22 protein-coding genes and 1 tRNA gene are annotated in these 25,881 nt (G+C 70.2%); 11 read left to right on the top strand and 12 right to left on the bottom strand.

Going from position 1 to position 25,881, the window contains the following annotated elements; all coding sequences use genetic code 11:
- The first annotated feature begins 153 nt into the window (after positions 1-153).
- A complete protein-coding gene (locus tag H181DRAFT_RS16765; RefSeq protein ID WP_045865284.1) occupies positions 154-1,170 on the top strand; it encodes a sigma-70 family RNA polymerase sigma factor in 1,017 nt (338 codons plus the stop codon).
- Between the two features lie 570 nt (positions 1,171-1,740).
- Here the strand turns inward: H181DRAFT_RS16765 and H181DRAFT_RS16760 are convergent.
- Complete coding sequence (locus H181DRAFT_RS16760) at positions 1,741-2,826, bottom strand: P1 family peptidase (RefSeq protein ID WP_045865283.1); 1,086 nt, start codon at positions 2,824-2,826, stop codon at positions 1,741-1,743.
- Between the two features lie 44 nt (positions 2,827-2,870).
- Here H181DRAFT_RS16760 and H181DRAFT_RS16755 point away from each other — a divergent pair, with 44 nt between their 5' ends.
- Complete coding sequence (locus tag H181DRAFT_RS16755; RefSeq protein ID WP_045865282.1) at positions 2,871-3,071, top strand: hypothetical protein; 201 nt, start codon at positions 2,871-2,873, stop codon at positions 3,069-3,071.
- A 431-nt stretch (positions 3,072-3,502) separates the two neighbouring features.
- Here the strand turns inward: H181DRAFT_RS16755 and H181DRAFT_RS16750 are convergent, their stop codons facing one another.
- From H181DRAFT_RS16750 to H181DRAFT_RS16720, 7 genes are all read right to left on the bottom strand, one after another.
- Positions 3,503-3,976 carry a carboxymuconolactone decarboxylase family protein gene (locus tag H181DRAFT_RS16750; RefSeq protein ID WP_045865281.1) on the bottom strand — a complete coding sequence of 158 codons (474 nt, stop codon included), beginning with the start codon at positions 3,974-3,976 and terminating at the stop codon, positions 3,503-3,505.
- Positions 3,977-4,228: 252 nt separating this feature from the next.
- Entirely contained in the window at positions 4,229-4,771 is a 543-nt protein-coding gene (gene mscL / locus H181DRAFT_RS16745) for a large conductance mechanosensitive channel protein MscL (protein ID WP_045865280.1), read from the bottom strand.
- Positions 4,772-4,840: 69 nt separating this feature from the next.
- On the bottom strand, positions 4,841-5,431 hold the full coding sequence (locus tag H181DRAFT_RS16740; RefSeq protein WP_254666876.1) for a hypothetical protein: 591 nt from the start codon (positions 5,429-5,431) through the stop codon (positions 4,841-4,843).
- Positions 5,432-5,905: 474 nt separating this feature from the next.
- Positions 5,906-6,736 carry an S-methyl-5'-thioadenosine phosphorylase gene (locus tag H181DRAFT_RS16735; protein WP_045865278.1) on the bottom strand — a complete coding sequence of 277 codons (831 nt, stop codon included), beginning with the start codon at positions 6,734-6,736 and terminating at the stop codon, positions 5,906-5,908.
- 67 nt (positions 6,737-6,803) lie between these two features.
- A complete protein-coding gene (locus H181DRAFT_RS16730; RefSeq protein ID WP_045865277.1) occupies positions 6,804-7,172 on the bottom strand; it encodes an FmdB family zinc ribbon protein in 369 nt (122 codons plus the stop codon).
- Between the two features lie 68 nt (positions 7,173-7,240).
- Positions 7,241-8,620, bottom strand: a complete 1,380-nt coding sequence (locus H181DRAFT_RS16725) for an MFS transporter (RefSeq protein WP_254666875.1) — start codon at positions 8,618-8,620, stop codon at positions 7,241-7,243.
- A 243-nt stretch (positions 8,621-8,863) separates the two neighbouring features.
- Positions 8,864-10,519, bottom strand: coding sequence for a potassium/proton antiporter (locus H181DRAFT_RS16720; RefSeq protein WP_254666889.1), 1,656 nt, complete (start codon positions 10,517-10,519; stop codon positions 8,864-8,866).
- Between the two features lie 209 nt (positions 10,520-10,728).
- On the opposite strand from H181DRAFT_RS16720, the gene H181DRAFT_RS16715 reads away from it, so the two are divergent.
- A complete protein-coding gene (locus tag H181DRAFT_RS16715; protein WP_045865276.1) occupies positions 10,729-13,437 on the top strand; it encodes a penicillin acylase family protein in 2,709 nt (902 codons plus the stop codon).
- Between the two features lie 69 nt (positions 13,438-13,506).
- On the opposite strand, the gene H181DRAFT_RS16710 is transcribed toward H181DRAFT_RS16715, so the two are convergent.
- Positions 13,507-14,091 carry a 5-formyltetrahydrofolate cyclo-ligase gene (locus tag H181DRAFT_RS16710; protein WP_254666874.1) on the bottom strand — a complete coding sequence of 195 codons (585 nt, stop codon included), beginning with the start codon at positions 14,089-14,091 and terminating at the stop codon, positions 13,507-13,509.
- A gap of 132 nt (positions 14,092-14,223) precedes the next feature.
- Between H181DRAFT_RS16710 and galU the strand changes: the two genes are divergently transcribed.
- From galU to H181DRAFT_RS16675, 7 genes are all read left to right on the top strand, one after another.
- Complete coding sequence (galU, locus tag H181DRAFT_RS16705; RefSeq protein ID WP_045865274.1) at positions 14,224-15,126, top strand: UTP--glucose-1-phosphate uridylyltransferase GalU; 903 nt, start codon at positions 14,224-14,226, stop codon at positions 15,124-15,126.
- A 4-nt stretch (positions 15,127-15,130) separates the two neighbouring features.
- Entirely contained in the window at positions 15,131-16,435 is a 1,305-nt protein-coding gene (gene glp / locus H181DRAFT_RS16700; protein ID WP_045865273.1) for a molybdotransferase-like divisome protein Glp, read from the top strand.
- A 203-nt stretch (positions 16,436-16,638) separates the two neighbouring features.
- Positions 16,639-17,130 carry a cyclic pyranopterin monophosphate synthase MoaC gene (moaC, locus tag H181DRAFT_RS16695; protein WP_045865420.1) on the top strand — a complete coding sequence of 164 codons (492 nt, stop codon included), beginning with the start codon at positions 16,639-16,641 and terminating at the stop codon, positions 17,128-17,130.
- Complete coding sequence (locus H181DRAFT_RS16690; protein WP_045865272.1) at positions 17,127-17,633, top strand: MogA/MoaB family molybdenum cofactor biosynthesis protein; 507 nt, start codon at positions 17,127-17,129, stop codon at positions 17,631-17,633. Before moaC ends, H181DRAFT_RS16690 begins: the two co-directional genes overlap by 4 nt.
- The gene (locus H181DRAFT_RS16685; protein WP_045865271.1) at positions 17,630-18,253 is read left to right on the top strand and encodes a GNAT family N-acetyltransferase; all 624 of its coding nucleotides are present in this window, start codon (positions 17,630-17,632) and stop codon (positions 18,251-18,253) included. Before H181DRAFT_RS16690 ends, H181DRAFT_RS16685 begins: the two co-directional genes overlap by 4 nt.
- Positions 18,254-18,428: 175 nt before the next feature.
- The gene (gene glpR, locus H181DRAFT_RS16680) at positions 18,429-19,655 is read left to right on the top strand and encodes a divisome protein SepX/GlpR (protein WP_175439786.1); all 1,227 of its coding nucleotides are present in this window, start codon (positions 18,429-18,431) and stop codon (positions 19,653-19,655) included.
- A gap of 142 nt (positions 19,656-19,797) precedes the next feature.
- Positions 19,798-19,871, top strand: a tRNA-Ala gene (locus H181DRAFT_RS16675).
- Positions 19,872-19,944: 73 nt separating this feature from the next.
- Here the strand turns inward: H181DRAFT_RS16675 and H181DRAFT_RS16670 are convergent.
- Positions 19,945-20,415, bottom strand: coding sequence for a site-specific integrase (locus tag H181DRAFT_RS16670; protein ID WP_074467902.1), 471 nt, complete (start codon positions 20,413-20,415; stop codon positions 19,945-19,947).
- A 1,146-nt stretch (positions 20,416-21,561) separates the two neighbouring features.
- Between H181DRAFT_RS16670 and H181DRAFT_RS16665 the strand changes: the two genes are divergently transcribed.
- Positions 21,562-22,920, top strand: a complete 1,359-nt coding sequence (locus tag H181DRAFT_RS16665; RefSeq protein ID WP_045865269.1) for an NAD-dependent succinate-semialdehyde dehydrogenase — start codon at positions 21,562-21,564, stop codon at positions 22,918-22,920.
- A 165-nt stretch (positions 22,921-23,085) separates the two neighbouring features.
- On the opposite strand, the gene H181DRAFT_RS16660 is transcribed toward H181DRAFT_RS16665, so the two are convergent.
- The gene (locus H181DRAFT_RS16660) at positions 23,086-23,697 is read right to left on the bottom strand and encodes a nucleoside deaminase (RefSeq protein WP_045865268.1); all 612 of its coding nucleotides are present in this window, start codon (positions 23,695-23,697) and stop codon (positions 23,086-23,088) included.
- 141 nt (positions 23,698-23,838) lie between these two features.
- Positions 23,839-25,791, bottom strand: a complete 1,953-nt coding sequence (locus H181DRAFT_RS16655) for an ABC transporter permease (protein WP_045865267.1) — start codon at positions 25,789-25,791, stop codon at positions 23,839-23,841.
- Positions 25,792-25,881 lie beyond the last annotated feature (90 nt).

The following is a 25,881-nucleotide window of genomic DNA, read 5'->3' as shown; positions in this document are numbered from 1 at the left end:
GTGGCCGGACAGGGTACTGCATGATCACGAATTCGACGCGGTGGTTGGGAATTAAGTCCGGTTTCCACTCGTTGTTTCCTTCGGATGGGGGCACTCGGGGAGTGTCCGATCACAGCCACCGACCAGAATGAGTCCACTCGCAAGGGAGCACGCATGGCAACCCGTGCCGTCGCCCGTCGTCAGGCCGCCACGACCGGTGCAGCTGACACGGCAAGCAGTGTTCGCGCCGCAGGCAGCGAAGTCGCGGACCGCGACCTGGTCGGCATGTATCTCGACGAGATCGCCCGCACGCCACTGCTCGACGCGGCAAAGGAAGTCGAGCTGTCGCTCGCCATCGAGGCAGGCGTGTACGCCCGCCGAATACTGGACCAGGAAGAGCAGCCGCTCAGCGCCGACTCGGCCAGCGCGACCGCGGACCGCGAAGAGCTGGAAGCGATCGTCGCGGAGGGCGAGCGCGCCAAGGACGTCTTCATCCGGTCCAACCTCCGCCTCGTCGTCGCGGTCGCCCGCCGGTACCCCCGCAGCGGACTGCCACTGCTGGACCTGATCCAGGAGGGCAACGCGGGCCTCGTACGCGCTGTGGAGAAGTTCGACTACCGCAAGGGCTTCAAGTTCTCCACGTACGCGACCTGGTGGATCCGCCAGGCAATCACGCGGTCGATCGCCGACCAGTCGCGGACGATCCGCCTGCCCGTACACCTGGTGGAGGAACTCGGCCGGATCCGGCGCGTGCAGCGAGAGTTCAACAGGGAGAACGGCCGCGAGCCCGAGCCCTCGGAGGTCGCCGCAGAGCTGAACTCCACGCCCGAGCGTGTGATCGACGTGCTCGACTGGGCGCGCGACCCCGTCAGCCTCAACATGTCGGTCGACGACGAAGGCGAGACGCAGTTCGGCGATCTGCTGGAAGACACCTCCGCGGCCTCGCCCGAGCAGTCCGTGCTGACGCTGCTGCGCCGGGAAGAGCTCGACGGGCTCATCAGCCGTCTCGACTCCCGTACGGCATCCATCATCAAGGCGCGATACGGCATGGTGGACGGCCGGGAGCGCACGCTGACGGAGGTCGGCAAGCAGCACGGCCTCACCCGGGAGCGGATCCGGCAGATCGAGAAGCACGCGCTGCTGGAGCTGAAGAAGCTGGCATCCGACACCGGCTTCGACGCCGCCGCCTGATCGGTGGCGCCGCTCCGGCGGCGTGGCCGAGATCCGGCGGCGAGGCCGGGCGGGCTCTTGCCCCGGTGGCCCCCGACCGCGGAGACCGCACAAACGCGCGCAGGAGCGCGACAACTGCATCCCTGACGAGGCGGCCGGTGAGAGCCGCCATCCCCAGGTCGAGTCCCGGCGCCCTCCCCCGAGCGCCGGGACTCCTTCGTGCGCCGGGACTCCTTCGTGTACTGCGTGGTGCCGCGCGCGCCGCAGCTGTACGGGACCGGGCGCGCAGGGGCGGCGGCGTTGTGCGGAACGGGACGGCGTGAGGACGGGCATGGGGCCAGTCCCGGACTACGGGGGCGGGCCGGCGGGTCGGCGGCACGTATCGCCGTCCGGGCGGTCGTCCGGGCGGTCCAGGTCGTGGCTCCCGGACCGCCCGGAGAGCCGGGGCGCCCGGCAGTCCCGTTGACGGTTGGCGCTCGTGAGCCCACGGCTAGGTGTATTGCTCACGAGCGTTGTTGCCGGTCACGGCCGCCCCGTCGAACCGGCGCTCGTCGAATCGGTGCTCGTCGAATCGGCGCCGTCCGAACCTGCCTAGTCCGAACAGGCCGCGCCCGAATCTGAAGGCGGGCGTCCGTACAAGTCGCGGTAGGAGGGGAAGACCCCGCCGGGACCGTCCACGCTTTCGGCCGCAAGGACGGCCTTCACCACGGCGCGGGTCAGCACGTCCGCCCCTGCGGCGAGAACGTCGTTCAACTCCGTTCCTTCGAGGGGGCGTTCACCGGTCGAGAGGGCGAAGACGGTGTCGCCGTCGTGCATGAGATGCACGGGCCGCACCCCTCTCGCCAGCCCGTCGTGGGCGGTGCCCGCGAGCTTCTGCGCCTGGGGCCGGGTGAGCGCCGCGTCCGTCGCGACCACTGCCAGTGTCGTGTTGAAGGGGGGACGCAGCACTCCCGCCGAGCGGGCGCCCGTCTCCTGCTGCGCCTGAGCCAGACGGCGCCGTGCCTCGTCGTGTGCGGCCGCATCGGGCAGCCGGGATGCGCGCCCTTCCCACATCTCGCCGTAGAGAACGCCGGTCTCGGGGTCCAGCGCCGAACCGGCCGCGTTGACGGCCGCCAGCGCTCCCACGGTCACCCCGGAGGGGAGCACCGTGCTCGCCGAGCCGATCCCCCCTTTGAGACCGCCCACCACGGCGCCGGTGCCCGCCCCGACGTTGCCCAGCGGAACCGGCGTTCCCGCCTCCGCCCGTCCCGCGGCCTCTACCGCCTCCCGTCCCAAGGACGCGTCCGGCCGGGCTCGCCAGTCCCCACCCCGGCCGAGGTCGAAGAGGACGGCGGCAGGCACGACGGGAACGACCTGCGCCGGATCGTGTCCCACGGGGACGCCGCGGCCCTGCTCCTCCAGCCAGCTCATCACGCCGGCGACGCAGTCGAGCCCGAAGGCGCTGCCTCCGGTCAGCACCACCGCGTGGATGCGCTCGACCACGTTCCGCGGGTCCAGCGCATCGGTCTCCCGCGTGCCGGGAGCGCCTCCGCGGGAGTCGATACCGGCCACGACACCGCCCTCGGGCGCGAGGACCACAGTCGTACCGCTCAGCCAGCCGGGCTGGTCGTTCCCGGTCCGCTGTGCGTGCCCGACCCGCAGGCCCGGCACGTCCGTAAGCGCATCCTGAGTCGTCATGCGGCATGGATATCAGGGACGTGGACGGCCCGTAGGCTTGTCGCATGACCACCGGTTCCCAACGGCCCCCCGACGCCGCCGCCGCGCTGGACTTCGGCGATCCGCTCAGCATGCGTTCCGCGGACGACACCGACAGCGGCTGGGGAGAGCGGACGGGCAGTGGCGGCGCGTCCGGCGGCAGCGCTGCCGACGCTGCCGCGGATCTCGCCCGCTTCCTGGAGGAGAAGCCTCCGCACCATCTGTGACCGTCACCAGCCCCGGCCCCGGCTCTGGCCCCGGCTCTGGCCCTGGCTCCGGTGACTGACAGCGGCCCCGCCGCCGAACAGCCCAGCCGGTCAGCCAAGCCGACCGCTCCGTCAGCTGCCGGGGGGCAGCCGGTCCCAGACACCAAAGCCAGTAGCCGGTGCGCCGCCGCCTGCCCGGACCGCGATCCACCTGCTCGCGGTCCGGGCCCCCCACCCCCCTCCCCGCCCCCGCCCCTTGGCCCCCGCTGCCCCGGTGACCGGTGACCGGTCACCGACCGCATTCCGGACCTGTCAGCCCGCCCGCGCTGGGCGCCCGCGGTCTGATCACTGCCTGCGGCCGGTGTACCGGCCACACCCGGCCACCCCAGTCGCACACGCCCCAGTCGCACACGCGGCCGCACCGGATCGCCTCGGCAGCAGCCGGCGTCCGCTTATCCGAACTGGCCGGCCTGGTAGTCGCCGCCCGGCTGCTGGATGATGACGTTCGCCCTGTTGAAGGCGTTGATGAGCGAGATCAGGACGACCATCGCGCCGAGCTGCTCCTCGTCGTAGTGCTTCGCCGCATTCGCCCAGACCTCATCAGAGACGCCACCCGCGGCGTCCGCGATGCGGGTGCCCTCCTCGGTCAGCTCCAGAGCGGCCCGCTCCGCCTCCGTGAAGACGGTCGCCTCCCGCCATGTCGCGACCATGTGGAGGCGCACCGACGTCTCACCTGCGGCGATGGCCTCCTTGGTGTGCATGTCCGTGCAGAATGCGCAGCCGTTGATCTGACTGGCCCGAAGCCTCATCAGCTCCTGCGTCGATGCGGGCAGCGTCGAGTGCGAGATCACCTGGTTCGCCGAGACGAGGTGCTTCACGACCTTGTCCGCGACGGCGTTGCCGAAGACGTTCAAGCGGGCTTCCATGGGGACTCCTCTGCCGTTGTCAGTGCTCACACACCTACGACGGAGCGGTCCCGCGGGATGTGACATGCGTGCCTGTGACGTACGTCTCCATGGGCGCGCCGCGAGATCGGAGCCGACAGCCGGTCAACGACTGCCGACTGCTGACTGGCTCCCTGCCAGGGCCCCGGCCGGCCGGAACGCCGTGCGCCCTTCCGTCCAAGCCCGGGCGACAAGGGGCCGTACTCCCGGCGAGGGCACCACTCCCTGCTGGGCCTACTCCTTGCGTATGTCCAGTCCGTCCCGCTGCGCTCCCAGGGAGGCCTCGCTGCCAGCGTTGCCGGGTGTCGTGCTGCTCGAGCCGTTCCGCTGCGCTACGAGGAGGTCGCGTATCTCTGCCAGCAGGTCGACCTCGGTGAGCTCCGGCGGAGCCTCGGGCGTCGGGTTCTTGGCCGCACGCCGCTCCTTGTACTTCGACATCGGAAGAATCATGAGGAAGTAGACGACCGCGGCGGTGATCAGGAACGTCAGCGAAGCGCTGAGGACCGGCCCCCAGTTGATGGGGACGCCTTCGGTCACTTCACCGGTGGTCTTGCTGATCTCGCACGGGGCCTTGAGGCAGGAGCTGTACTTGTCCAGGTCCTTGGTGCCGATCGCCCCCACGAGCGGGTTGATCAGGCCTTTGACGACCGAATCGACGATCTTGCTGAATGCGGTGCCCACGACCACGGCGACGGCCAGTTCGACCACGTTGCCGCGCATCAGGAATTCCCTGAACCCGGCCAGCAGGCTCTTCTTCTCGACTTCGGCGTCCGACATCCGGTCTTCGCGCCGCCCTTCTGTGCTTTCGTTCCTGTCCGTCTCGCGGTTCGCGCAGCGCGTCACTGCTCAGCGCAGCGTCACCGCGAGACGGGAGGTGACCGCCGCCCCGGCGAGCACCGTCGCAGTCCTGCGCGGCACCGCCAGCACGACGAGCGCCCCGTCGACCGGGTCAGTCTCCACGTGCTTCGGCAATCGCTCCACCCTGGCCCCCTTCGCGACGATCCGCGGGGGAGCGGAGCCCTCCTGGGACGCGATCACATCCACCTTGTCGCCCGGTCTCAGAAGCCGTACGGCGGCGGCGTCCGCGATGCGCACCGGAGCGGAGACCGAGGCGGGACGCTGTCCGGAGGCGGAGGCGTCGGCACGGTCGTCCCGCGCCGCCGAGCTCGAGCCCTGCCCCGCCGCGGAGCCCACCGCGGAGCCCGTTCCGGGCGCCGTGCGGCCGCTGGAAGCGGACCGGGCGGATGCACGGTCGTCGGGGGGTGCTGCCCCGGCCCCCGCCGGGCCTTGGCCGCGAGCGGCCGAGGCCGCCAGCGCGGCCGCGGCGACTGCCAGCCCCGCTGCTGTCGCGCGGCGCCGCCCTCGCAGGAGCCGCCGCATGCGATGCCTGCCGCCTCCGCCCACCCGCACCGGTACGAGGTCCGGTACGACGCACACTCCTCCCCCTCGGCGAAACCGGTGGCCGCCGCCCCCACCACCCGCACCGGCGGCCCCGGCTCCGCCGCGTTCTCCGCCGCCGCCCCTGCCGCCGCCGTTGTTCTCGCCGCGCCTGCCGTGCCCGTCCGGCAGGTCGCCGTCGCGCTCGTGCCAGGGCTCCCGCCCAGGCTGGAAATTCCGGGACACCAGACACCACACCCCGTCGCGTCAGAAGGCTCTGCTTTCCGCTTCGGACGACAGAGTGCGGCATATCGCCGTGCGTCGGGGAACTGAGCTGAAAACCGTGGACAACTGGGCGGTTGTGGACAACTTGAGCCCCCGCAGGAGTGAGGTTGCCGCGCCCGTCTACCGGCACCGAGGCCGTCCGCGTGCGGGAGCCGGTACCTCCGCGAGCGCAGCGGCGGGCCCTACTGCGGCGGGCTACCGGCCCCCAACTTGCGCCCCGTGGCCCAAGCAGCGGGCCGCCGGCCGCCGCTACGGCAGCTCGATGCCCGGGTCCAGCCCGCCCAGCGACTCGGAGCAGCCGCACGAGCGCTCCACGGGGAGCTTCGCGACCGCGTCGAACAGCACGTTCCGCAAGCGTCCGACGTTCTCCCCGAAGACCCGCAGGACCTCTTCGTGCGAGACGCCCTCGCCCGTCTCGGCGCCCGCGTCGAGATCGGTGACGAGGGTCAGCGAGGCGTAGCAGAGCCCGAGTTCGCGGGCCAGTGCCGCCTCCGGGTGGCCTGTCATGCCGACCACGGACCAGCCTTGCGCCGCATGCCACCGCGACTCCGCGCGGGTGGAGAAGCGGGGCCCCTCGACGACGCACAGGGTGCCCCCGTCCACGGCTGCCCAGCCGTGGTCCCGTGCGGCGGAGAGGCATGCCTGCCGCCCGGCCTCGCAGTAGGGGTCGGCGAAGGTCAGGTGCACGACGTTCGGGACGGAGCCGTCGGGGAGGGCCTCGCCGTCGAAGTACGTCTGTACGCGCGTCTTCGTCCGGTCGACGAGCTGGTCCGGGATCAGCAGTGTGCCCGGCCCGTGCTCCTCGCGGAGGCCGCCGACCGCGCAGGGCCCCAGCACCTGGCGCACTCCGGCAGAGCGCAACGCCCACATGTTGGCGCGGTAGTTGATGCGGTGCGGCGGCAGGTGGTGCTTGCGGCCGTGGCGGGGGAGGAAGGCGACCCGCCGTCCGTCGATCTCACCCAGGAAGAGCGAATCGCTCGGGGAGCCGTACGGGGTGTCGACAGTGACCTCGGTCACGTCGTCCAGGAAGGAGTAGAAGCCGGAGCCACCGACGACGCCGATCTCAGCCTGTTCGCTCATACGGCCCACCCTAAGGGCAGCTCCGGGACGGGACGGAGGGTGCCGGGCGCAAGGCCCGGCAGGACCGTCAGGCGGCCGAACTGCCCGCCGTGCTGGTGCTCTTGGAGCTGCTGCCGGACGAGTCCGACTTCGAGGAGCCCGAACCGGAACCCGACGAACCGGAGTCCGAGGACTTCGAGGACGACGAGCTGTCGCCGTTGCTCTTGGCGGAGGTGTCGGAGGAGCTCGACGACGATCCGCCCGTCGAGCTCGACGGGGTGCTGCGGCTGTCGTTGCGGTAGAAGCCGGAGCCCTTGAAGACGATGCCGACTGCCGAGAAGACCTTCTTCAGGCGGCCCTCGCACGCGGGGCACTCGGTCAGTGAGTCGTCGGTGAACTTCTGCACCACCTCGAGGCCCTCGCCGCACTGGGTGCACTGGTACTGGTACGTCGGCACGTCTCTTCCTCCTGGCACTCTTACTCGGTGAGTGCTAACGACGCTCCATATTGCAGCATTCCCGCGCGTCAGTCCACCGTTGCAGGTGCACGGTGACCCACCCCACCCGGTGATCCCCGTCCGCCGTACCTGTCGGCCAGCCGGCCGCGGAAGACCACGAGGGCTGCCAGTGCCAGCCCCGTACCTGCGGCCGATGCGAGGAAGCCCGCGCCCGCGCCGAAGCCGTCCGTCAGCTGTCCGGCAGCCATCGAGCCCGCGGCCTGTCCCAGCGCCACCGCTCCGGTCAGCCACGTGAAGGCCTCTGTGCGGACGGCCGCCGGAACCAGCAGATCCACGAGCGTGAAGCCGGTGATCATCGACGGTGCGACGCTCAGCCCCGCCACCAGGCTCAGCGCACCCAGCAGCGCCAGCCACGGCGTCAGCTGGGCCGCGGTGGCCAGCGTCGCGGTCGCCAGTACGAGAACGGGGTAGGCGATCAGCAGCCGGGTCTGGGAACTGCGCCTCCAGCGGATCGTCCCGACGGCCACGGCGGCCAGCGTGTTCCCGGTGGCGAATATCCCGTACAGCACACCGTTGAGCTCAGGTCTGCCCGCGAACTGTGTGACAGCCGCGATGGAGACCTGCATGCCTCCGAAGACGCTGCCGATGCCCAGTAGCGCGGGGATCAGCACGCGTACGCCGGGGACGCCCAGCGCGGAGCGCGCACCGTCGTCCGTCCGTGCGGTGGCCGCCTCAACTTGGGGAGCGCTGTCCGTGCGCGTCGCACTGTCCCGCCGGGCCTTCGTCTTGCTCTTCGCGTTCTCCGCGTTCTGCCCGCGTGCCCTGGGCGGCTGTGTGCTTCGCTGCGCGGCGAACAAGAGCCCGCCGCCCAGGATCAGCAGTGCCTCCGCGGCCAGGCCCGCGGCCGGATGCACGGTCGTGCACAGGGCGGTCGTCAGCACGGGGCCGACGATGAAGGTGAACTCGTCCGTGACCGACTCGAAGGCCGCCGCGGTCGTCATCAGCGGCGAACTGCCGTTCAGGGACGCCGACCAGCGGGCCCGCACCATCGGGCTGACGGGCGGAGTGGTCGCTCCGGCGGGTACCGCCGCGGCGAACAGGGCCCACAGCGGGGCGTCCCGCAGCGCCAGGACGATCAGCAGCGAGACCGTCAGCGCGTGCAGCAGCACGGCGGGTACCAGGACGGCTCCCTGCCCGAACCGGTCGGTGAGCTTTCCGCTCTGCGGTGCGATCAGTGCCATCGAGACGCCGGAGACCGCGGTGACGGTGCCCGCGGCCCCGTAGGAGCCGGTGGTGTGCTCTACCAGCAGTACGGTGCCGATGCCGAGCATGGCGATCGGCTGCCGGGCCAGGAAGCCGGGGATCACGAAGCCCCAGGCCCCGGGTGTGCGGAGCAACTCGCGGTATCCGGGACGGCGTTCGCCTGCCGGGATGGCCGGAGACGTCACGGCCGGGCCTCTCTGCCGCCTGGTAGCGCGCCGCTCGCACCGAGGGCTGTCCGCCGAGGGCTGTCCTCTTGCGCGACCTCCGGTCGCGCCAGCCCTGCATCAGGCAGGATCGGTGAAATGTCTTGCCGTCAGGCAGGATAACGGCCTGCGCGACGAGGGGAATCCCTGTGGACGGGGCGGGGGCAGCCCGCCAGCGTCGCCGAGAGCCGCAGCCGTCCTCCCGGGGACGGGCCCGGAGCCGCTTCAGTGCTTCCGCAGGTCCCACGGCCTCCCGGAACCGCCGGACCTCCCGGAGTCGGCGTGCTCTGACCCGGCGTGCTCTGACCCGGAGTGCCTGGAGCCCGGTACACGGGTGCCCCAGGGGCGTCGTGGACCGCGGCGGCGCGCGTTCGGTCCGGCGGCCCGGCCCTCCCGGTCCGGCTTCAGCCATCCGGCCAGCTTGCCGCCCTTGCCCACGTCCAGGAGCCGTTGCTCTGCGGCGTCGCGCACGGGGTCAGTCGCCACGACCAGCAGTTCGTCCCCGTACCGCAGCATCGTCGTGGGCAGGGGGACGAAGCTGTTGCCGTCGCGTACGACGAGGGTGACCGCCGCTCCTGGCGGGAGACGCAACTCGCCGACCTCGACGCCGTGCATCTTCGAGTGCTGCGGGATGGCGACCGAGAGCAGATGGCCGCGCAGGCGTTCCAGCGGTGCGGACTCGATGTCCATGTCCATCGGCTCTTCGCTGTCGCCGAGTTGCAGCTTCCGCGCCAGCCAGGGAAGCGTCGGGCCCTGCACCGCGGTGAAGATGATCACGAGCACGAAGACGATGTTGAAGATGCGCTCGCTGCCCGGGACTTCGGCCACCCGCGGGATGGTCGCCAGCACGATGGGGACGGCTCCGCGCAGCCCCGCCCATGACAGCAGCGCCTGGTCGCGCCAGCGTTGGTCGAAGGGCAGCATGCTGCACACCACCGACAGGGGGCGTGCGACCACGGTGAGCGCCAGGCCGACGACGATCGCCGGTACGACGTCGTCGAGCAGGTCGTGCGGTGTGACCAGCAGACCGAGCAGCACGAACAGGCCGATCTGCGCGATCCACGCCAGCCCGTCGGCGAATCCGCGTACCGCGGGGCGGTGCGGAAGCCGGGCGTTGCCCAGGATCAGGGAGGTGACGTAGACCGCGAGGAATCCGGAGCCGTGCGCGATCGCTCCGCCCGCGTAGGACAGCACGCACAGTGCCATCACCGCGATCGGGTAGAGACCCGACGACGGCAGCGCCACCCGCCCCAGGCCCAGTTCGCCCAGCTTGCCGACGGCGAGGCCGACGATCAGTCCGATCGCCAGCTCCAGCGCGATCTCCGCGACCAGCACGTACCAGTGCACTGTCGCGAAATCGTGCGCGGAGATCGCGACGACGAGGATCACGACCGGGGCGTCGTTGAACCCCGACTCCGCCTCCAGCACGCCCGTGAGCCGCTTCGGCAGCGGCACCTTGCGCAGCACGGAGAAGACGGCCGCCGCATCCGTCGACGAGACGACCGCTCCCATCAGCAGCGCCGCCTGCCAGTCGAGCCCGACGAGATAGTGGGCGGCGGACGCCGTGACCGCGACACTCACCCCCACACCCAGGGTGGACAGCACCGCGGCCGCCGGCACCGCCGGCCGGATCTCCCGCCACTTGGTGCTGAGTCCGCCCTCGGTGAGGATCACCACGAGAGCGGCGTAGCCGAGCGTTCTGGTCAGCGTCGCGTTGTCGAACTGCACGCCGAGACCGTCCTGCCCGATGGCGATCCCTATGCCGAGATAGACCAGCAGACTCGGCAGTCCGCTGCGGGAGGAGAGCCTGACAGCGGCGACCGCGAAGAGCAGGACGAGGGTGCTGAGGAGCAGGAGTTGGTTGAGGCGGTCGACAGTCAGGGGCAGATCCTTTCCAGATCGCGGCGAAGTCCGTAGCAGATCCGCCAAATCGTTCGCGTGGCTAACAATTTACCATCGCTTGAACGTCCCTCCGGGTTCGCCCGTGACTCCCTGTGTAGCGCCGGGCAGGCTCCGCCTATGGTTGCTCCAGCGTGAATCCGTACCCGGTCCGCCCGCCCCAGGTCCGCCCTGCCCCTCGAAGGACAGAGATGCCCGCCAAGAAGACCTCGCGACGCGCCCGTCTGATCGTGATCGCAGTCGTGCTGCTGCTCGTGGCCGGTATCGGGGGCGGCACGTTCTGGTCCATAAGTTCCGTGCGGGACTCGTTCCCGCAGACGACGGGTTCGCTGAAGCTCAAAGGGCTCGACGACCCGGTGACCGTCCAGCGTGACCGCGAGGGCATCCCGCAGGTCTACGCGGACAGTTCGAAGGACCTCTTCACGGCACAGGGGTACGTGCAGGCCCAGGACCGGTTCTGGGAGATGGACGTACGGCGGCACACGACCGCCGGCCGTCTCTCCGAGATGTTCGGCAAGAGCCAGGTCAAGACCGACGCCTTCCTGCGCACCCTCGGCTGGCGCCGGGTCGCGGAGAAGGAGTACGCGAGCCTCGCGCCGTCGACGAAGGCCAACCTCAAGGCGTACTCCGCGGGCGTCAACGCCTACCTGAAGGACCACAAGGGCACTGCCGCCTCGGTCGAGTACGGGGCACTGGAGCTGTCCAACGACTACACGCCGCACAAGTGGAGCCCCGTCGACTCCGTGGCCTGGCTGAAGGCCATGGCGTGGGACCTCCGGTCGAACATGAAGTCCGAGGTCGACCGCTCGCTGATGACGAGCCGGCTGACCCGGCAGCAGATCGAGGAGCTGTACCCGGAGTACCCCACCGACCGCCACGAGCCGATCGTCGACAGCGAAGCGAAAGCCGGCCGCGAGAAGTTCGTCCCCGGCGGCAGCTCCTCCGCGACGCCCAACGGCGGCGCGGCCGCGGCCCAGCAGGCCGCTGTGCGGAAGGCCGGCTCCCGGCTGAGCTCCGTGGCCACGCAGCTCGACAAGGTCCCCGCGATGCTCGGCCCCAGCAACAGCGGCATCGGCTCCAACTCGTGGGTCGTGTCCGGCGAGCACACGACGACGGGCAAGCCGCTGCTGGCCAACGACCCCCACCTGGCGCCGCAGTTGCCGTCGGTCTGGTACCAGATGGGACTGCACTGCAGGACGGTGAGCAAGGCCTGCCCGTACGACGTCTCAGGCTTCACCTTCTCCGGCATGCCGGGCGTCGTCATCGGCCACAACCAGCAGATCTCCTGGGGTATGACCAACCTCGGCGCGGACGTCACGGACCTGTACCTGGAGAAGTTCCGCGACGGCGGCTACCTCTACGACGGCAAGCGGCGCCCGTACCGCACCCGCCAGGAGACCATCAAGGTGGCCGACGGGCCCAGCCGTGAGATCACGGTGCGCGAGACCGACAACGGCCCTGTCATCTCCGACCGCGACAGCGAGCTGCGCAAGGTCGGCGACGAGGCCCCCGTGGACAACGCGGCCCCCGACCGCGGAGACGGCTACGGCGTCTCGCTGCGGTGGACGGCGCTGAGCCCGTCCAAGTCCATGGACGCGATCTTCAAGTTGAACCGGGCGTCCGACTTCAAGGGCTTCCGCGCCGCGGCCCGGGACTTCGCGGCACCCTCGCAGAACCTGATCTACGCCGACACCAAGGGCAACATCGGCTACCAGGCCCCCGGCCGCATCCCCGTGCGCGCCGCCGGCGACGGCCGCTACCCCGCGCCCGGCTGGGACTCGCGCTACCGGTGGAAGGGTTACATTCCGCAGGACGCGCTGCCCTGGGAGTACAACCCCGAACGCGGCTACATAGTCACCGCCAACCAAGCTGTCGTGGACAAGAAGAAGTACCCGTACATGCTCACCGAGGACTGGAGCTACGGGACGCGCAGCCAGCGGATCAACGACCTGATCAAGTCGAAGATCGAAGACGGCGGCAAGATCTCCACCAACGACATGCAGACCATGCAGATGGACAACAGCAGCGAGATCGCCAAGCTGCTCGTGCCCTACCTGCTGAAGATCGACGTGAAGGACGGCTACGTCCGCGAGGCGCAGCAGCTCCTCGAGGGCTGGGACTACACCCAGGACCGCGACTCGGCACCCGCCGCCTACTTCAACGCCGTCTGGCGCAACATGCTGCTGCTGGCCTTCGGCAACAAGCTCCCCAAGGAGCTGCGCGTCAAGGGCGACTGCTTGAACGTGCGTCCCACCGACGACTCCGCCCCCGTCGACGACCTCAGCGGCAACACCCGCCTGGTGCGCGAGTGCGGCGTGCGGGACGCGGCGTCCGGGCAGCCGGACGGAGGCGACCGCTGGTACGAGGTCGTGCGGAAGCTGATCAAGGACTCCGACAGCGACTGGTGGAAGACCCCCGACAACAAGGGGCGTCCCGGCGACCAGAACCGCGACGAGCTCCTCGCCCACGCCATGAAGAACGCCCGCTGGGAGCTGACCTCCAAGCTGGGCAAGGACATAGAGACCTGGAGCTGGGGCCGCCTCCACCTCCTGCTGCTGAAGAACCAGACCATCGGAACCGAAGGCCCGGGCTTCATGCAGTGGCTGCTCAACCGCGGTCCCTGGGACCTCGGCGGCGGCGAGGACGCCGTGAACGCCACCGGGTGGAACGCGGCCGGAGGCTACGAAGTGGTCTGGGTGCCCTCGATGCGGATGGTCGTCAACCTCGACGACTTCGACAAGTCCCGCTGGATCAACCTCACCGGCGCCTCGGGCCACACCTACAACCCGCACTACGTCGACCAGATGGACAAGTGGTCCGAGGGTGCGACGCTGAAGTGGGCGTTCTCCGAGAAGGCCGTCGAGAAGGCCACCGAGGACAAGATGGCGTTCACGCCGTAGCCGGCGGGTGCTGTCCCTCAGGGGGCAGGATCGCCACCCGGTCCCGGCCGTCTGCCGCCCGCCGCCTCGTCAGTGGCGGTGGTGCGGCGGCGGGGCCTTGAAGCGGTGGATCCCGGAAGGCGTCACCGCGGCGGCCACGGGCAGGTCGTGCGGCTCCGCCGGCACGCTGCCGACCAGTTCGGCGTCGTAGAGCAGCACGGCGAGAGCGGGCCGCGCCCCGGACGCCCCGATCCGCGCCAGCACGCGGTCGTACGATCCGCCGCCGCGCCCCAGCCTGAGGCCCTGCCCGTCGACGGCCAGCCCGGGCAGCAGCACCACCTCGACGTCCGTCACCGCGTCCGGGCCGAGGCGCGGGCCGTCGGGCTCCAGCAGCCCACGCCCGGCGCGTTCGAGACGCTGCACGCCCTCGTACGCGGCCCAGTCCAGGTCGTTGTCGGGGAGCAGCACCGGCAGCAGCACACGCACCCCGCGCAGACGCAGGGCCTCCAGCAGCGGCAGCGTCCCCGGCTCGCGGCCCACCGAGACGTACGCCGCGACGCTCCGTGCCTCCGCCAGCTCGGGCAGCTCCAGCGCGCGCTCCGACAGGACGGCAGCCGTCTCCTCCGCGTCGCGGGCAGTCAACCGCGCCCTCACCGCGAGGATGCTCTCCCGCAAGGCGCGCTTAGTACCGTCGAGGGGGGTCACAGTCCGGCCGGTCCCTTCCGGCGTGAACTGGCATGCTCACACCGCTACATATCGGAGCGAAGGCTTACCTTCCGGTCAAAGCCTCCGGTTATCGTGCGGGACATGACTACTCCCCGAGCACCGATCACCAAGGCTGTCATCCCGGCAGCGGGTTTGGGCACCCGCTTCCTGCCGGCTACCAAGTCCACGCCCAAGGAGATGCTGCCGGTCGTCGACAAGCCGGCGATCCAGTATGTGGTCGAGGAGGCCGTCTCCGCCGGGTTGTCCGACGTTCTGATGGTCACCGGCCGCAACAAGCGCCCCCTCGAAGACCATTTCGACCGCAATTACGAACTGGAACAGGTTCTGCGCGACAAGGGCGACGAGGCCAAGCTGAGCAAGGTCGAGGAGTCCAGCGACCTGGCGACGATGCACTACGTGCGCCAGGGCGACCCCCGCGGCCTCGGCCACGCCATCCTCTGTGCCGCGCCGCACGTGGGGGACGAGGCCTTCGCCGTCCTCCTGGGCGACGACCTGATCGACCCGCGCGACCCGCTGCTCACCCGCATGACCCAGGTGCGCGAGCAGCACGGCGGCAGCGTCATCGCGCTCATGGAGGTCGAGCCGCAGAACATCCACCTCTACGGCTGCGCTGCCGCGCACGCCACCGGCGAGGAGGACGTCGTCCGGGTCTCCGACCTGGTGGAGAAGCCGTCGAGCGACGAGGCGCCGTCCAACCTCGCCATCATCGGCCGCTACGTGCTCGACCCGGCCGTCTTCGAGGTGCTCCGCAAGACCGAACCGGGACGCGGCGGCGAGATCCAGATCACCGACGCCCTGCAGACCCTCGCGGCGGAGCCCTCACTGGGCGGACCGGTGCACGGCGTGGTCTTCCGCGGCAGGCGCTACGACACCGGTGACAGGGGAGACTATCTGCGCGCCATCGTCAGACTGGCATGCGAACGTGAGGACCTGGGCCCGGACTTCCGGGACTGGCTGCGGAGCTTCGTCACCGAGGAGATGTGAGCCGTTGAGCGAGACCTGGTCGGTCGAGGAGCACCTGGACGACATCCTGCGCAGCGTGCGCCCCTTGGAGCCCATCGAGCTCCAACTCCTCGACGCGCAGGGGTGCGTGCTCGTCGAGGACATCCCGGTGCCCACCTCGCTGCCTCCCTTCGACAACAGCTCGATGGACGGCTACGCGGTGCGCACCGCCGACGTCGAAGGGGCGTCCGAGGAGTTCCCGGCAGTGCTGTCCGTCATAGGGGACGTGGCGGCGGGCAGAGGAGACCTCCCCGTCGTAGGGCCCGGCCAGGCCGCCCGCATCATGACGGGGGCGGCGATGCCGCCCGGAGCGGAGGCGGTCGTCCCCGTCGAGTGGACGGACGGCGGTCTCGGCGGCGGCCCCGTGGACTCCATGCGCGCCCGCAGCGCCTCGCCGGAGGGCGCGGCCGGTGAGGTGCGCGTCCACCGTCCGGTCTCGGCGGGCCGGCACGTCCGCCCGCGCGGCAGCGACGTGCGGGCCGGGTCCCTCGCGCTCGGCGCCGGCACGGTCCTCGGCCCGCCCCAGGTGGGTCTGCTGGCCGCCATCGGCCGCGGCAGCGTACGCGTCCGCCCGCGCCCCCGGGTGGTCGTCCTCTCCACGGGCAGCGAACTCGTACCGCCCGACGAGCAGTTGGGCTCCGGCCAGATCTACGACTCCAACAGCTTCGCGCTGACCGCCGCCGCCCGCGACGCCGGCGCGATCGCCTACCGGGTGGGTGCCGTCGCCGACGACGCCGACACCCTCCGCGCCACGATCGAGGACCAGCTCATCCGGGCCGACCTGATGGTCACCAGCGGCGGTGTCAGCGTGGGCGCGTACGACGTCGTCAAGGAAGTGCTCTCCAAGATCGACGAGGGGAGCGGCAGCGTGGAGTTCCGCCGCCTGGCCATGCAGCCCGGCAAGCCCCAGGGCTTCGGTCTGATCGGCCCGGACCGCACCCCGCTGCTCGCCCTGCCCGGCAATCCGGTGAGCGCGTACGTCTCCTTCGAGCTGTTCGTCCGGCCGGCGGTGCGGGCGCTGATGGGGCGCGCCTCCGTACGCCGTGAGACCGCCCGGGCACGGCTGGAGACCGAGGAGCCGCTCAACTCCCCGGACGGCAAACGGCAGTTCCTCCGCGGCAGTTACCTGCCGCCCGCGCGGGGGGAGGCCCGCGGCTCGGTGCGCCCGGTCGGGGGCGCCGGCTCGCACCTCGTCGCGGCTCTCGCGCAGGCGAACGTGCTGATCGACGTCCCCGAGAAGACGGTCCGGCTCACGGCGGGCGAAGAGGTCACGGTCGTCCTGCTGGACTAGGCCCCGCCCCGCCCCGCACTCTCCCGTCCACGAAGTCTGCCCGGCCCCGGGGCCGGGCACTGTCACGGTCCGTACGCCCGGAGCGACGCCGGGACGCCGAGGGCCCGGTACCGTATCCGGTCACAGGGACGGTTCCGGGAGAACGATTGAACAGCGCCGAACAGCAGCACCTCACCCACATCGACGAGGGCGGGGCAGCCCGCATGGTCGATGTCTCCGCGAAGGACGTCACCGCCCGCACCGCGCGTGCGGCAGGCAGAGTCCTCGTGTCGCCGCGCGTCGTGGAGCTGCTGCGCGGCGAGGGGATGCCCAAGGGCGACGCCCTCGCCACGGCGCGCATCGCGGGCATCATGGGAGCGAAGAGGACACCGGATCTCGTCCCGCTGTGCCATCCGCTCGCGATCTCGGGCGTCGAAGTCGATCTCTCGGTCGCGGACGACGCCGTCGAGATCACCGCACAGGTGAAGACCACGGACCGTACGGGCGTGGAGATGGAGGCGCTGACGGCCGTGACGGTCGCGGCTCTCACCGTGATCGACATGGTGAAGGCCGTCGACAAGTCAGCCGTGATCGCGGACGTGCGGGTGGAGGAGAAGTCCGGCGGCCGGTCCGGCAACTGGACGCGTTCCGCAGCCAATTCGAGCCCGTCCCCGTCCGGCGGCGAGGACGGGCCCCAGGAGGGAACAGGCGCATGAACCCCGCACAGCACTCCTACCGCGCTCTCGCCGTGACGGCATCGAACCGGGCGGCGGACGGCGTCTACGAGGACGAGGGCGGCCCGCTCCTCGTCGAGGCCCTGAACGCCATGGGCTTCGAGACGGAGGGCCCGAGCGTCGTCCCGGACGGCGAACCCGTCGCCGAGGTGCTGACGGCGGCGGTCAACGCCCGCTACGACGTCGTCCTCACCACCGGCGGCACCGGTATCTCACCGACGGACAAGACGCCGGAGATGACGCGCCGCCTCCTCGACTACGAGATCCCGGGCATCGCGGAGGCGGTCCGCGCGGAGGGAGCCGGCAAGGTTCCGACTGCGGCTCTCTCGCGTGGAGTTGCGGGCGTGGCCGGCAACACCCTGATCGTCAACCTGCCGGGTTCGTCCGGCGGTGTACGCGACGGGCTCGCCGTCCTCCGCAGGCTTCTGGTCCACGCGGTCGACCAGATCCACGGAGGCGATCACCCCAGAGGGGCCCCCAACTGAACGCGCCCTGGCCGGTCGTACTGACGGACGGAGCGACCTCGCTCCGTCCCATAAAGCTGCGCGACCAGCGTGCCTGGCGCGAGGTCAACCAGCGCAACCGCGACTGGCTGCGGCCCTGGGAGGCCACGATCCCGCCCGCGCCTGCGGGGCTGACGCCCCCGCTCCGCCCGACGTACCGGCAGATGGTCCGGCACCTGCGGGGGGAGGCGCAGGCGGGGCGCATGCTGCCGTTCGTCGTGGAGTACCAGGGGCGCCTGGCGGGGCAGTTGACGGTCGCGGGCATCACCTGGGGATCGATGTGCTCCGGGCACATCGGCTATTGGGTGGACCGTGAAGTCGCCGGCCGCGGTGTGATGCCGACTGCCGTGGCGCTGGCAACGGACCACTGCTTCCGCACGGTTGGGCTGCACCGCATCGAAATCTGCATCCGTCCGGAGAACGCGCCGAGCCGCCGCGTCGTGGAGAAACTGGGCTTCCGCGAGGAGGGGTTGAGGCCCCGTTACCTGCATATCGACGGTGCGTGGCGCGACCATCTGGTTTACGCGCTGACCTCGGAAGAAGTCCCTGAAGGGCTGCTGGCGCGCTGGCATCGCGAGGCACCGCACACGTCCAATAAATAGAATATCCATTCGAAAGTGATCCCGGTTCGCTGAACGGCCCCCGGCCGCCGCGGAATTGACGAACGACCACCCCGGTAGGCGCGATCGGAAAAAAAGCTGGAGAGATCAGCCAGATCGTGCGACACACCGCCGTATTTGGCAGATGGGTGCGGCTAAACCCCTCTACCGTGTGAGGGTGAACAGCAGCGGCCTCATCTACGCAGTCATCGTCGGGGCCTGGGCCGCCTATCTGGTGCCGATGTGGCTCCGCAGGCAGGACGAACTGAACGAGTCCCGCCCCACCGAACGCTTCAGTACCGCCATCCGCCTGCTGTCCGGCAAGGCGGCGATGGAGCGGCGATACGCCAAGGAGTCGGAGCGCGACGGTGAAGTCCCCGACACCCACGGCGAGTTCGCCGACCCGCTGAGCGATCCCCTCACCGGGCGGCACGAGGCGGCCACCGCGGGCGGCTTCCCCGGGTCCGGCGACACGCACGGGGCCGTTCCCTGCGGAGACGCAGCCGACGAGACGGTGGACGTCCGCGCCTACGCCGACCCCAAGACCATGGTGGGCGAGGCCGGTGCGGCCGCCCCCACCGAGGTCCTGGCCGCGCACGGTGATCACGCCGCCGAAGTACGGGGCGGCAACGGGCCGTCGGGCGACGGCCGGGCCGAACCCCGGCAGAGCGGCAAGAGCACGCGCGCCAAGGTGCTCGCCCGGCGCCGGCGCACCACGATGGTGCTCTTCCTCGCCTTCACCGCGGGCACCGTCGTCGCGGGAGTCGGCGGCATCACGTACCTGTGGGCGCCGGGCGGGCCGGGGCTGCTGCTCAGCGCGTACATCGTGCATCTCCGGGTGCAGGAGCGCCGCCGCTTCGCCGCCACCATGGACAAGCGCCGTGCGGAGGCCGCGCCGCCCCGCACGCAGGAGAGCCCGGAGACTCCGGAGGACCCGGACCGAGAGACCGAGTCCTTCCCCGGCCCTCCCGCGAACGTCCGGACGCCGGACCCGGAGGCCGCCGCCCAGTCCGGTACGCAGCCGGCGGCCCGGCCCGCCGCCCGGGCGGCCCAGGAACCCACGGCCGCCGACCGGCGCGCCCTCGTCGAGCAGACGGACCACGCCGAGTGGGTCGACCAGCAGCGGAACAGGGACGGCGAGCCCGGCGAGGGCTGGGACCCCGTCCCGGTGCCGCTGCCCACGTACGTCAGCGCTCCCGTCGCGCCGCGCACCACGCGCGGCGTGGACCTGGAGGGGCCCGGCACCTGGAGCTCGGCCCGCTCCACCACGGCCGGTGGCGAGCCCGGCGGAGACGAGGGACCGGACGATCCGGCCCCCTCGCGCCGACGCGGACGCGGGCACGGCCGCACGCCGCTCTTCGACCAGTACGAGGACGGCGAGCGGCCCCGCGCAGCCAACGAGTGACGCGCGGTGACCGCTGCCCGCCCCGGCCGGGGCGGACGGCACCCGGCGAGCGTGCCGACGGGCCGCGCAGGGGTGCGGTGACCAGCGCTCTATCGGATTTCCTCGCAGCGCTGCGGGGATGCTAAGGTTTCACCCGTCGCAAGGGCCTGTAGCGCAGTCCGGTAGCGCATCTCGTTCGCAACGAGAGGGTCAGGGGTTCAAATCCCCTCAGGTCCACAGCACGTCAGAGCCCCCGTCGGAGAGATCCGGCGGGGGCTTCGTCGTGCGCTACAGCAGTGAAGTACAGCAACTACGGTGACTGTCCTTGATCGCTGGACGATCCGCCGAGGTGCTTGCCGAGCTTCCTCAGTGCCTTCCGAGTCGAGCCGGAAGAGACGTGCGTGTACACCTCCATCGTGGTCGCGATCTTGCTGTGGCGAAGGATCTGCATGGCCACGCGCGGGTGCACGTCGAGGGCGGCGAGCAACGAGCCACAGGTGTGACGGGTGTTGTGCAGCCTGATCTTCCGCACTCCTGCCTTTGCCGACCGCGCGTCGAACGAGCGGTTGAAGTTCCTCGGTTCGATCGGCGTTCCGTAGCGAGTGGTGAAGACGAAGCCCGAGTCGGTCCACAGTTCGCCCGTTGTCCTTCGGGTCGCTTGCTGCGTCTTCCACCGGAACTGGAGGGCGCTGACGCAGATCTGGGGGAGCGGCAGCGTCGCCGTCGATGCTTCGGTCTTCGTCTCGTCGTGAAGTAGGCGCCGACTGTTTACCGCGAGCACGGCTTCGACTTCGTCAGGAAGGTCGACCTAGGGCACCGCCGCTCAAGCCCTGTGCCAGAGAGCTACGTAGGCAGCGCGGTAAGAGTTTCCCTACTTCATTCAAGGGCTCGCTCCGCTCGCCGCGCGGCCCGGCTTGCCGCCGGGCCGACGCTCCTGTCTCCGCCCCGCTCCGGCCCGGCCGCCGTACCGCGCACGGACGCGGCCCAGAAGAGCGGGAACATGCCGGCGGGGTCGGCCGGTTCGACGGCTTTAGGCAGCCACCTTGGAGCGAGCCTCCAAGATCATGGCCCAGATCGGGCTATTGCGGGCAGGCGAGGAGCCAGCCCGATTCGCGGAATCGTAAGGGCCATGATCTCTCGCCCAAGCCAGCTCCACCCCAAAGCCGCTACACCGACCTTATGAGGCAGGCTAGGCTCTGCTTCATAACACCAGCTTACCGAATATCGCCGTCTTCGACGAGAGTAGAACGAGGAAGAGAGATTCGAGGAAATCATGGGAATCATATTCTCCTTACTGTATTTCATAGTGGCCCTGTTCACCGTGCCGTATAGAAGAATGAAGGAAGGCAAGCCAGGATGCATGTATTTGCTCGTCGGCGCCTTTGTGGTCTACACGGTACAAGAAATCATAGAAGAGATCACTCAATGAATCTCTTCTAGCAGGCCGCCTGCCGTACAGCAACGAAGTGCTGCAACCATCATGCGCGTAGCCGACTCTCAGCAACCCTCAGACCACGTATGATCTGCTCAGTGGACGTCGATGACCTTAATGCCGATAATTCGCAACGAGAGGGTCAGGGGTTCAAATCCCCTCAGGTCCACAGCTGGCCGTTCTTGAGTCAGCTCGGGAGCGGTTGACGAGATCCCGTCCGATCATGGAGATCGGGCGGGAGTCTTGCGTTTCCGGAGTTCGTTCGATGCGTGTTCTGGGCAGTGGCTCCGGGCGCCGGGCGAGGACTCCGGCGAGTACTTCCTGGGACGCGCCGTACGTGTGCGCTGAACGATCCCAACGTCCTGCTCCAGGGCTGCCTGCACTCATAGTGGATCGCTATCCACGTATAGGAGACTTCCCTTTGACGATCACTCACTTCCCCGTCACGGTGAGGCGGCAGAGCCCTCTCCACCTGGGAATTGGAGGTTCGTCCCCATGTACTCAGTGACCGACCCGGCCACCGGAGAACTGATCGAGGAGATCCCGAACGCGACCGACGAGGAGGTCCTCGCAGCCATCGACCGCGTCGACCGCGGGTACACCTCCTGGCGGCGCCGACCGGTCACCGAGCGCGCGGACATCGCCTTGCGGGCAGCGGAACTGTTCGCCGAACGCGCCGACGAGCTCGCCGGGATCATGGCCTTGGAGATGGGCAAGCGGATCAACGAGGGGCGCGGCGAGATCGGCATCGTTCGCGACATCTTCGAGTACTACGGATCCAACGGCCCCGCGTTGCTGGCGGATGAACCGCTGACTCTCAAGACCGGCGAGGCCGCCATCGCCAAGGAGCCGATCGGCGCGCTGCTCGGTGTCATGCCGTGGAACTTCCCCTGCTACCAGGTCGCCCGGTTCGTGGCACCCAACCTCGTGCTGGGCAACACGATCCTGCTCAAGCACGCCTCCATCTGCCCCAGATCCGCCTCCGCGATCGAACGGATCCTGCACGAGGCCGGGGTGCCCGATGACGCGTACGTGAACGTCTTCGCCTCCAGCAAGCAGGTCCCGTGGGTGCTGGCGGACCCGCGCATCAAGGGGGTGTCGCTGACCGGCAGCGAGCAGGCGGGAATCTCCGTCGCGGCGGAGGCGGGCCGGAACCTGAAGCGCGCGGTCCTCGAACTGGGCGGGTCCGACCCGCTGATCGTGCTGGACACCGACGACATGGACGAGACCGTGAAGGCCACGGCCACAGCCCGGATGCGCAACTGCGGGCAGTCGTGCAACGCGCCCAAGCGGATGATCGTGATGGCCGACATCTATGAGGACTTCGTCGACGGGATCACCAAGCGCGTCGCGGACTACTACCGACCCGGCGAGCCGACAGATCCGGCAACCAAGCTGCCCCCGCTCGCCTCCGCCTCGGCCGCCGACGAAGTGGCCGCCCAGGTTCGGGCCGCTGTCGAGCAGGGTGCGACGCTGCGCACCGGTGGCAACCGGTTCGGCCCCGGCGCCTACTTCGAGGCGACCGTCCTGACCGATGTGACACAGGAGATGGACGCCTACTACGAGGAGATCTTCGGGCCGGTCGTGCTGGTGTTCCGGGCCGAGACCGAGGAGGAAGCGATCGACATCGCCAACGACTCGCCGTTCGGCCTGGGAGCCGCTGTCTTCGGAACCGACCCCGAGCGGAACCGCGGCGTCGCCGACCGGATCGAGGCAGGGATGGTCTACATCAACAAGTCCGGTGGCTCCGTGGCGGACCTGCCGTTCGGCGGCATCAAGCGCTCCGGCATGGGCCGCGAGCTGGGCGCGCTCGGCATCGAGGAGTTCATGAACAAGAAGTCGATCCGGCTGTAAGCACCTCGCCCACCTGAAGGCCGGTCTGCCTGCCAAGTCGAGAGCGTCCACAGGCGTCGACCGTTCGGCAGGCAGGAGCCGAACCCGACCCTGCCTCGGACATCCGCACCGGCTGAGATGCGTCTCAGCCGGTGCGATGTGCTCCCCGCGGGCCGTGAGGAAGGGTCAATGGGCCGCGGATGCGCCGCGGGCGTTGTAGACGACGGCGTCGTCGCGCTCTCCGTAGCCTCGGAGCACCTCCACCGCTTCGTCCCGGAGGACGTTGCGGACGACCTCGATGCCTCGCTCGCCGAACTGTTCGGCCCAGTCCTCGCGCATCGGGCCCTCGTCGAAGCCGGTGAGTTCTTCGAGCTCCGGCCCGTCCCCGGCTATGAGCAGGCGCCGCACCCCGGACCACATCGCCGCCCCGTAACACATCACGCATGTCCGCCAGTTCACGACCAGTTCGAGGTCCGGGCCGTCCGGGGAGCCGAGGTCCCACGCCCCCAGGCGGGTCTGTGCCAGGGAGAGGGCCACGACCTCGGCGTGGGTCGAGGACAGTCCGGACGACAGGACGAGGTTCACTCCGGCGGAGACGATCTTGCCGGTCCCGGTCTCGACGACGAGGGCGGCGAACGGGCCGCCTGTGTCCTCGCGGTGGTTGCGTTCGGCGAGCCGGTTGACGAGCCGGATCCGGTCCTCGTCGGTGGGGAGGACGTCGGGTACTTCGGCGAGTTCGGCCGGCACCCAGTCGGGCAGCCGGGCGCCGAAGGAGGTCGCGAGGGCGGACGTGTCCATGGGGGGTTCTCCGGTTCGTAGCAGTGAAATTGAGCGGGTGACTCGGTGCGTCAGGCGCCGCGAGCCTCCTTGGCGGGCGCGGGCCTATGTCCGGACATCCGATTGGAGCCGGCTTGCTTCGTTGCCCAAGGGTCGGCTCTCCTACGCAGTGACCAGGGTGACCTCGGTGGCTTTGACGCTGGTCCACACGGCTGTGCCCTCGACAAGGCCGAGTTCGCTCGCCGCTTGAGGAGTGATCTCGGCGACGAGGTCGGGCACTTCGTCGGAGGAGATCACGACACGGAGGCGGCTGCCGACGGCGGTGATCTCGCGGACGGCCCCCGGCCAGACGTTGCGGGGACTGCCGCCCGGCCGTTCGCGGTGCACGGAGACGGCTTCGGGAGCGATGATCGCCAGAGCGCTCGTCCCTGAGGTCATCGGGTCGGCGACGACGAGGGTACCCCGGCCGGCAAGGGAGATCGTCCGGTCCGAAGAGGCAGTGCCGGGCCAGGCGTTGCGGCCGAGCATCCGGGCGACCCACGGAGAGCGCGGGTGGCGGGAGACTTCGCCGGGTGTGTCGTCCTGGAGGGTGCGTCCGCCGTCGAGGACGAGGACGCGGTCACCGAGCGAGATGGCCTCGACGGGATCGTGGGTGACCATCAGGCAGACGCCGCCGAAGCTCTCGAGGTGGGTGCGCAGGGTGTGGCGAACCTGGGCGCGGGTGGTCTGGTCGAGCGCGGCGAGCGGTTCGTCCAGAAGCAGCAACCGGGGGCTTGCGGCCAACGCCCGTGCGAGCGCGACGCGTTGAGCTTGACCGCCGGAGAGCTGCGAGGGCTTGCGCCGTGCGAGGTCGCCGACGCCGAGCCGCTCCAGCCACTCCTGGGCCGTGCGGCGTGCCTCGGCCCTGGTGACGCCTTGAGCCCGCAGACCGTAGGCGGTGTTGGCGAGCGCCGTGAGGTGCGGGAAGAGCGCACCGTCCTGCGGTACCCAGGCCACGCCGCGGAGGTGCGGTGCAAGCTCGGTGACGTCCTCGTCGCCGAGGCGGAGGCGGGCGTGCGCACGTGGCGTGAGACCGAGGAGAGCACGCAGCAGGGTGGTCTTGCCCGCGCCGTTGGGGCCGACGACAGCGATGGTGGTGCCGGCCGGGGCGTCGAGGGTGACGTCGTTGAAGCCGGTGACCCTCGTGTGCAGGGAGCACTGCTGCTGCGCGGGGTCGGGGGCCGCGGCGGCAAGCGGCACGCTGGGGATGTCTCCTGCCGGCATCTCCTTCTCCGCCGACGGCTGCCTGCCTCTGCTCGCGAGGCGTTCGCCGCCCGCACCGGCCCAGCGGCCGCGCAGACCCACGAGGACGGCCATGGCGACGGCGAGCAGCAGCAGGGACACGGAAGTTGCGGCCTCGGGCTGGTCCTGGAGAAGGAGGTAGACCTGCAACGGCAGGGTCTGCGTCGTGCCGGGAAGGTTGCCGGCGAAGGTGATGGTCGCGCCGAACTCGCCGAGCGCCCTGGCCCAGGTGAGTGCGGCGCCCGCGGCGAGTCCGGGGGCGACGAGCGGCAGGGTGACGGTGAAGAACACCCGCAGCGGCGGGGCCCCGAGCGAGGACGCGGTCTCCTCGTAGCTTGTGCGCAGCCCGGCGAGGGTGCCTTCCAGGCTGATGATCAGAAACGGCATGGCGACGAACGTCGAAGCGACGACCGCCCCGGAAGTGTGGAAGGGCAGGACGATGCCCAGGTCGTCCTCCAACCAGGGGCCGAGGAGGCCGCGGCGCCCGAAACCGAGCAGCAGGGCGACACCTCCGACTGTCGGCGGCAGCACCATCGGCAGCAGCACCAGCGAACGCACGAGCGCCTTGCCGGGGAAGCTGACCCGGGCCAGCAGCCAGGCCAGCGGCACACCGAGCACCAGGGACAGCCCGAGCGAGCAGAAGGAGACCAGCAGTGACAGCCGCAGCGCGACTGTGACTTCGGGGCTGGTCAGGTGCGTACCGAGTTCGCTCCACTCGGTACGGGCGAGGATGCCGATCAGCGGCAGCAGCAGGAATGCGATCGCGACCAGGGCGGGTACCGCGAGTGCCGTCGGCGTGCGGGTTCCGGGTGCTCGGGTGCGGGAGCGGCTCATCGGTGATCCAGGGTCAGGGGGTTGGAACCAGAGAGTGCGGAGAGGAGGGGCTGCCCGTGCCTTCGCCGGACAGCCCCTCCGTTGAGGACG

The sequence above is a fragment of the Streptomyces sp. WMMB 714 genome (assembly GCF_900090125.1).
Taxonomy (GTDB): Bacteria; Actinomycetota; Actinomycetes; order Streptomycetales; family Streptomycetaceae; genus Streptomyces; species Streptomyces daqingensis.
The sequence above is the reverse complement of the archived record's forward strand: the minus strand, read 5'-3'. Positions and strand labels throughout refer to the sequence as shown.

What these genes read in the sequence shown, in the direction of transcription:
- H181DRAFT_RS16760 (WP_045865283.1), bottom strand. Translation starts at nt 2,826, where the DNA reads ATGACGACTCAGGATGCGCTTACGGACGTGCCGGGCCTGCGGGTCGGG.
- H181DRAFT_RS16715 (WP_045865276.1), top strand. Translation starts at nt 10,729, where the DNA reads ATGCCCGCCAAGAAGACCTCGCGACGCGCCCGTCTGATCGTGATCGCA.
- H181DRAFT_RS16655 (WP_045865267.1), bottom strand. Translation starts at nt 25,791, where the DNA reads ATGAGCCGCTCCCGCACCCGAGCACCCGGAACCCGCACGCCGACGGCA.
- moaC (WP_045865420.1), top strand. Translation starts at nt 16,639, where the DNA reads ATGGTCGATGTCTCCGCGAAGGACGTCACCGCCCGCACCGCGCGTGCG.
- H181DRAFT_RS16755 (WP_045865282.1), top strand. Translation starts at nt 2,871, where the DNA reads ATGACCACCGGTTCCCAACGGCCCCCCGACGCCGCCGCCGCGCTGGAC.
- H181DRAFT_RS16735 (WP_045865278.1), bottom strand. Translation starts at nt 6,736, where the DNA reads ATGAGCGAACAGGCTGAGATCGGCGTCGTCGGTGGCTCCGGCTTCTAC.
- H181DRAFT_RS16765 (WP_045865284.1), top strand. Translation starts at nt 154, where the DNA reads ATGGCAACCCGTGCCGTCGCCCGTCGTCAGGCCGCCACGACCGGTGCA.
- H181DRAFT_RS16690 (WP_045865272.1), top strand. Translation starts at nt 17,127, where the DNA reads ATGAACCCCGCACAGCACTCCTACCGCGCTCTCGCCGTGACGGCATCG.
- galU (WP_045865274.1), top strand. Translation starts at nt 14,224, where the DNA reads ATGACTACTCCCCGAGCACCGATCACCAAGGCTGTCATCCCGGCAGCG.
- mscL (WP_045865280.1), bottom strand. Translation starts at nt 4,771, where the DNA reads ATGTCGGACGCCGAAGTCGAGAAGAAGAGCCTGCTGGCCGGGTTCAGG.
- H181DRAFT_RS16665 (WP_045865269.1), top strand. Translation starts at nt 21,562, where the DNA reads ATGTACTCAGTGACCGACCCGGCCACCGGAGAACTGATCGAGGAGATC.
- H181DRAFT_RS16750 (WP_045865281.1), bottom strand. Translation starts at nt 3,976, where the DNA reads ATGGAAGCCCGCTTGAACGTCTTCGGCAACGCCGTCGCGGACAAGGTC.
- H181DRAFT_RS16660 (WP_045865268.1), bottom strand. Translation starts at nt 23,697, where the DNA reads ATGGACACGTCCGCCCTCGCGACCTCCTTCGGCGCCCGGCTGCCCGAC.